The organism is Gemmatimonas sp., assembly GCF_041689975.1.
Lineage (GTDB): Bacteria > Gemmatimonadota > Gemmatimonadetes > Gemmatimonadales > Gemmatimonadaceae > Gemmatimonas.
This window is the reverse complement of the sequence record NZ_JBDNFF010000434.1, coordinates 1-5,328: the sequence shown is the minus strand read 5'-3', so window position 1 is coordinate 5,328 and position 5,328 is coordinate 1. Positions and strand designations below refer to the sequence as shown.

The window sequence follows — 5,328 nt, the reverse complement described above, 5'->3', positions numbered from 1 at the left end:
CGCCCGCCGGACCAGTCGGTCCTGCGACACCCGTGTCTCCCGTCGGACCTGTCGGACCTGCGTTACCAGTCGGTCCAGTCGGTCCCGTCGGTCCAGTCGAGCCTGTCGGTCCCGTCGAGCCTGTCGGTCCCGTCGAGCCTGTCGGACCTATTTCGCCCGTGTCGCCAGTCGGTCCTGCGTCGCCAGTCGGACCTGTCGGCCCAGCGACCGTTGACGCTGCGCCCGTGTTGCCTGTCGGACCCGTCGGCCCCGTGTCACCTTTGGCGCCCGTTGGTCCTGTCGGTCCTGCAACCGTGGACGCAGCGCCCGTGGCGCCGGTCACGCCTATCGGTCCTGTCGGTCCCGTCGGACCTGTCGGACCAGCGACCGTTGACGCTGCGCCCGTGGCACCCGTCGGACCCGTGTCGCCCGTGTCACCTGTCGGACCTGTCGGGCCCGTGTCGCCGGCGACGCCCGTCGGTCCCGCCGACCCCGTGGTGCCCGTGTCACCCGTTGGTCCTGTCAGCCCCGTTGGACCTGTCGGCCCCGTCGCTCCCGTGTCACCCGTCGGACCCTGGACTCCCTGAGTTCCTTGCGGACCAGTCGGTCCCGCAATGGTCGACGCAGCCCCCGTCGGCCCCGTCGCGCCCTGCGGACCCGTAACGCCGATGTCTCCAGGCACCCCCTGCGGCCCGGGGACGGTAGAGGCCGCACCGACTGGACCTTGGATGCCGGGAGCGCCTTGCGGGCCTGTCGACCCTGTCGACCCTGTCGCCCCTGTCGCCCCTGTCGACCCGGTCGTTCCCGTTGGCCCCGGGGGGCCCAGACTGCCCTGGGCTCCCGGTGGACCTGCAACGGTCGAGGCGGGTCCGACGGGGCCCTCTGGCCCGTTGCTACCGCGAGCCCCGACGATGGGTGAGATGGAAACCGTCGTGACGTCCTCAACGACCACCACCTTCGTGATGTCCTCAACGACCACCACCTTCGTCACCTCCGGGCGGACGACGATGGTCTTTCCGTTCCCTAGTATCATGCGGACACCCGAGCCATCCCCTCAAAGCGGGTGATGTCGGTTGCGCTTGTGCAGTAAAACTCGTAGTTGCCGCGAGCGACGGGCGCCGAAGCGACGGCCGACAGCGTGAAGTTGAACGTGGTGTTCGTCCCGTCATACAGAGCAGAGACCGGCAGGGTGAAGTTGCCGAACATCGCAGTGTGGGGACCGGACCAGTCCACTGCATTCACGATCAACGTCAGGTTGACCTCGTCGCCTTGCCACCAAAGCAGCTCCAACTGGATCGGCAACTGGGAGAGGGTGACCTGGCTCATAGCCGGATACTACGTGATCGATCAGCCAAACCGCTCGCCAGTGCTGCGGTCAGCTCCAGTAGCCCACGAGATCCACAATCATGTGCGCTGGAGTCGAGATGAAGATCTTGAACGAACCATCTGCAGCGAGAGGCACGAAGCACTCGTTGGCGACCGCTCCGCCGACGGGGTAGTTCACCTTCGACGTGTCGGGCCTGCCGCCCTCTTTCCACGCTGAAGCGAACCCGGCCGCTGGCCCACCGAGAATGGTGATGTTGACGGTCGCGCCGAGCTTCCCTACCGAGCCGTCAAGCTTGCAGGTGTACTCCCCCGCCTTGAGCGGAGCACCGTAGGGCTTGGTTGGGTCGCCGAAACCTCGGGTGTCCCAACGGGTGGCTGATACGGCCTCGAATGTGTCCATGATTGCGATCCTTTGGTAGCCGAGAGGTGGCGGGACGGGTTGCGGTGCGGGGGTCGGATAGAAGGCCGGGATGGGGTGGCCAGCGACCGGTCGGTGCCGTCCGTCATTGACCCAGGTGCGCTGACCGTCATGCTCGATCGGCTGACCATGCCAAGGCTCCCAGCCCCGTTGCCCTGGAGTTCCGACGTTGGCGTGAATGCCCCATACTGCCGCCTCGGGGCTTCCCTGCACCGGTAGGAGGCCTGCAGGGATCATGCTGGTGTGAGCGGAGTCGGGGCGGCGCACGACGTAATCGAGGGCGGTGAACCACTTCGTGCCGTCTCGGAACGTCTGTGTCTGGTGGAACGACTCGCCCCGTTGCGATGCCGGGGAGGTTCCTGATGGGGTGGGGCGCCATCCGTCACCGACGCCGAGCACGCCATCGCGAGCGACGATGAGGTTCAGGTGACGGCGCTTGGCTTCGGGCTCCATGTGCTGGAACTCGCGACGAATCAGTTCGTCGAGCGTCACCTCCTCGCGCTTGTACCCGATTGGGTACATCGTCTCAGTCATGGCGTGGAGGCAGGATTGAGGCGGGCGTGGCGCCCTTCTTGAAGATGGAGCCGGAAGCAAGCGACGTCGCCACCGACAGGATCGTCATCGCCAGCCCGCCGCCGAGCCCGGCAGCCCAGTCGAACTCGAAGGCGTTCACCGGGCCCGCATCGGAGATGGCGAACACGGCGATCACGCCCTGGAAGAACGACTTGATGCCACGATCGGCCACCTCGACGGCGAAGTCGGTGTCGAGCAAGCTCATGACTCGTCCTGTGGGATCTGGATCTCGGCGCCTTCGACCCAGTCGACTCCTGGGTTGGCGAGCACCAGATCGAGGCCTCGTGAGCGCCTGTCGAACAGCTTTCCGGCCACGATGGAAGGGTTGTCCCCGCTCTCGAGCACGTACACGCCCATGCGGGGCTCGCGCTTGGGAGCTTCCTCGGCCACTTGCTCCAGCGCTTCGACCAGATCCTGCTTCGTCATGGAGTCGCGTCCGGCGATGTCGGCGTCCTGGGCCTGCTCGTACAGTTCGTCTTTGGTGGGTTCGCTCATCGTCGCATCATGACACGGCGTCGCCATTCATGTCCATCGACGACCACGGCGCCACGTTCAGCTCCGCCCCAGTTCGCAGGCCGTACGCGACGTAGCTCCACTCCGACATCAGTCACCCAGCCGTGTTGCCGAAAACGATGTCTGCCAGTTAGGGACGCCTCCGGGTGCGGCGGGAAGGTTGATGTCTCTCTCGCTGAACACGACCACCTCAAAGTAGTCGGTCGCAACGGCCCGCACGATAGTTGCCCCCGTAAGGGAGGGCAGCGCGCTGGTGTACGGAGGCATTGTTATCCTCACAGCAGCGTGCCTCTCAGCCGATGCACCGTTCCGCCGTATGTAGCTTTGACGATCGCTGCCCTGCTCGATGTAGGCGGCCGTAAATGTAACCGTGTGGGCAAAAAGCCAAAGCCCGTCGCCACCGGCCGGAATTGTGATGCGGCTGGTGTTCACGGACGTTGAGTGCAGCCCGCCCACGTCAAACGTTTCCGTGTTGAACAGAACGGCAGTTGCGGTCGTGGCGCTCACGGATTGGACTGCGGTAGTCGTCAGGAGGCAGGCCAACCGGTATCCGAGCTGCGCGTCGAGTTGCGCTTTCGTTTGCGCCTTCGAGGCGTTACCGGCCTGGTCGTACCAGAGGATGCGATCGGTTGACGCAGGGCTCGCCTTCGTGGGCAGGGTTGAAAGCCAGTTCTTGAGCAGGATTGGCAAAGACATCAGTTCATCTCCTTGGTGGTGTCAGACTTGCACATAGAGGCTTGCGCCATCGTCGGCCAGCAGATCCTCGCCGGCGTCCGACTGAAGCGAATGGGCTCCCGGGAGGAGGGTGAAACCGCAGGCAGCGGTGGCCATGATGGCGTCGTACTCTGCGGCCGAATACGAGACCTGGATATACGGCGAGACTGGCACTGCGCCGACCCCCGGCCAGTCTCCCCACGGTCCGTTGAAGGCATTGCTGTTTTCTCGAGATGTCCCGCTGAACGTCATGACCGCGGCATCGAAATCGAAGGTGCGGTCACCCGCAATCAGTGAGACGTTCGGGAATATGTGGCCGACGGCGGCCGGGATCAGCGAAGTGTCGCAAGAGTCGGCGCCTGCACCGGCAACCTTCGTGATGAACTCGAGATACAGGTCGGCGCCAGCCGGGTCGTTCGTCCCTGGGGCGGCCCATCCGATGTTGTTGCCCGGGAACCCGGTCCCAGCCCTGCCGGTCACGACATCCCCGCCGAACAGCAGGTACATCGCTTCGTGATCGAAGTACGTCAGCTCGCCCGTCAAGGCGTACTGGACGAGCTTGTCCTTCTTCCTGTAGACCCATGCCGTGTCCCCGCAGTTCGTCTGAGCCTCGAACGGGGTGAACGATTCGTATTGCGGTGACGCGGTCGCCGAGAGGATGCCCGTGGTTACAATTGCCAATGGCGGTCCCGTCAGCGGCGAGCAGTCCGGCCCCAGCATCGCCGCGCGAACAAGGCAAACCGAGTGCTGCCCAACGCAAATGTCACCGGGGAGAGTGGATGCCACGTCCGCATTCTGGCACGCTCAAGCCCCGAACAGCTACGACCGCACCCCGTTCTCCGGGATCACGGTGAGCTGCGGGTGAGTCACTGATGTTCTCACCGTCACCCTGCGGCCGCTGCGGGTCATCTCGTAGCACTCCACGCCGAGTCCCCAACCACCGAATGCAGCGCCTTCGCAGCGCAGTAGTGACGAGCGACGTCTTCGGGTCCGTTCACATCAGATTCGGAGAACACTCCGCAGGCGTGATACTTGTCGACGAGCCGGTGGTCGCGTAGGTGAAGCGAGATGTACAACTGCAGCGGTCCGACACAGCACCAGGTGCGAACAGCGGGCTCGGCCCGACAGTTCGACTCGCGCCAGACGATGCCGTCGAAATACGCTGGCAGGCCGACGTCGATTCGATGCCAGCGCATCAGATCGCAGCCCGTCAACCCTTCAGGCTCCACAACGGCGGGCGGTGGTGGGGCGATGAGCTGGGTCTGCTCGCCTCTCACGGCTTGCTCGGTGGCGGTTGCTCCAGTGGTGATTGTGAGGATGGCTGCGAACAGCGCAGCAATAAAATCATTTGGCATAGGTGACTCCTTTGGTGGGGGGACGCCAATTCGGACAGACCATCAAGTCTTCCCGACCGGTGACCTCAATGTCTGAGCGCCGCTGGCCGGACTTCAGCTTCAGGACCGCCCCGCATCGGGTGGTGACGAGCACGCCGGCTCGCTCCTTGAGCATGTGCGTCACGATCGATTCCTGCGGTTCAGTTCGGATCGCAAGGCGACGTTGACGATGTCAATCCGCTCGGCGTGGCCCTTCATCAACTCGAGCCGGACGGTCTGCAGCGACCAGCCGTGAAACGCCAAGCCCGCAGTGAGCGCCCAGGCGGCTGAGCGGAAGTCGCCTCGGATCAGCTCGACGACCATCCAAGTCAGGCACCAGAGCGCCCAGAACGAAAGCCAGTTGAAGCGCTTCAATTCTTCATTGCTCCGAACGCCTTGATCAGCTCGGTGTCGGTGGGATCGGTGGTCATG

General features: G+C 64.4%; 8 protein-coding genes and 1 pseudogene. All 9 read right to left on the bottom strand.

From position 1 onward, the window contains the following. Positions 1-886 (bottom strand): annotated as a pseudogene (locus tag ACESNG_RS24330) (collagen-like protein); the annotation flags it as partial. A gap of 122 nt (positions 887-1,008) precedes the next feature. After that, positions 1,009-1,305 (bottom strand): hypothetical protein, encoded by a 297-nt coding sequence (locus tag ACESNG_RS24325; RefSeq protein WP_373071331.1) that lies wholly within the window; start codon positions 1,303-1,305, stop codon positions 1,009-1,011. A gap of 49 nt (positions 1,306-1,354) precedes the next feature. Beyond that, a complete protein-coding gene (locus ACESNG_RS24320; protein ID WP_373071328.1) occupies positions 1,355-2,257 on the bottom strand; it encodes a hypothetical protein in 903 nt (300 codons plus the stop codon). Next, the gene (locus tag ACESNG_RS24315) at positions 2,250-2,495 is read right to left on the bottom strand and encodes a holin (protein WP_373071325.1); all 246 of its coding nucleotides are present in this window, start codon (positions 2,493-2,495) and stop codon (positions 2,250-2,252) included. Before ACESNG_RS24315 ends, ACESNG_RS24320 begins: the two co-directional genes overlap by 8 nt. A gap of 2 nt (positions 2,496-2,497) precedes the next feature. Continuing rightward, positions 2,498-2,791: a Rho termination factor N-terminal domain-containing protein gene (locus tag ACESNG_RS24310; RefSeq protein ID WP_373071322.1), complete on the bottom strand. Its 294-nt coding sequence runs from the start codon at positions 2,789-2,791 to the stop codon at positions 2,498-2,500. A 108-nt stretch (positions 2,792-2,899) separates the two neighbouring features. After that, the gene (locus tag ACESNG_RS24305; RefSeq protein ID WP_373071319.1) at positions 2,900-3,505 is read right to left on the bottom strand and encodes a hypothetical protein; all 606 of its coding nucleotides are present in this window, start codon (positions 3,503-3,505) and stop codon (positions 2,900-2,902) included. A gap of 21 nt (positions 3,506-3,526) precedes the next feature. Beyond that, the gene (locus ACESNG_RS24300) at positions 3,527-4,204 is read right to left on the bottom strand and encodes a hypothetical protein (protein ID WP_373071316.1); all 678 of its coding nucleotides are present in this window, start codon (positions 4,202-4,204) and stop codon (positions 3,527-3,529) included. Positions 4,205-4,428: 224 nt separating this feature from the next. After that, positions 4,429-4,878, bottom strand: coding sequence for a hypothetical protein (locus tag ACESNG_RS24295; protein WP_373071314.1), 450 nt, complete (start codon positions 4,876-4,878; stop codon positions 4,429-4,431). A gap of 159 nt (positions 4,879-5,037) precedes the next feature. After that, on the bottom strand, positions 5,038-5,328 hold a 291-nt coding region (locus ACESNG_RS24290; RefSeq protein WP_373071311.1), incomplete at its 5' end, for a hypothetical protein.

Excerpts from the sequence above, each read along its gene's own strand:
- ACESNG_RS24325 (WP_373071331.1), bottom strand. The coding sequence starts at position 1,305 with ATGAGCCAGGTCACCCTCTCCCAGTTGCCGATCCAGTTGGAGCTGCTT.
- ACESNG_RS24320 (WP_373071328.1), bottom strand. The coding sequence starts at position 2,257 with ATGACTGAGACGATGTACCCAATCGGGTACAAGCGCGAGGAGGTGACG.
- ACESNG_RS24310 (WP_373071322.1), bottom strand. The coding sequence starts at position 2,791 with ATGAGCGAACCCACCAAAGACGAACTGTACGAGCAGGCCCAGGACGCC.
- ACESNG_RS24305 (WP_373071319.1), bottom strand. The coding sequence starts at position 3,505 with ATGTCTTTGCCAATCCTGCTCAAGAACTGGCTTTCAACCCTGCCCACG.
- ACESNG_RS24295 (WP_373071314.1), bottom strand. The coding sequence starts at position 4,878 with ATGCCAAATGATTTTATTGCTGCGCTGTTCGCAGCCATCCTCACAATC.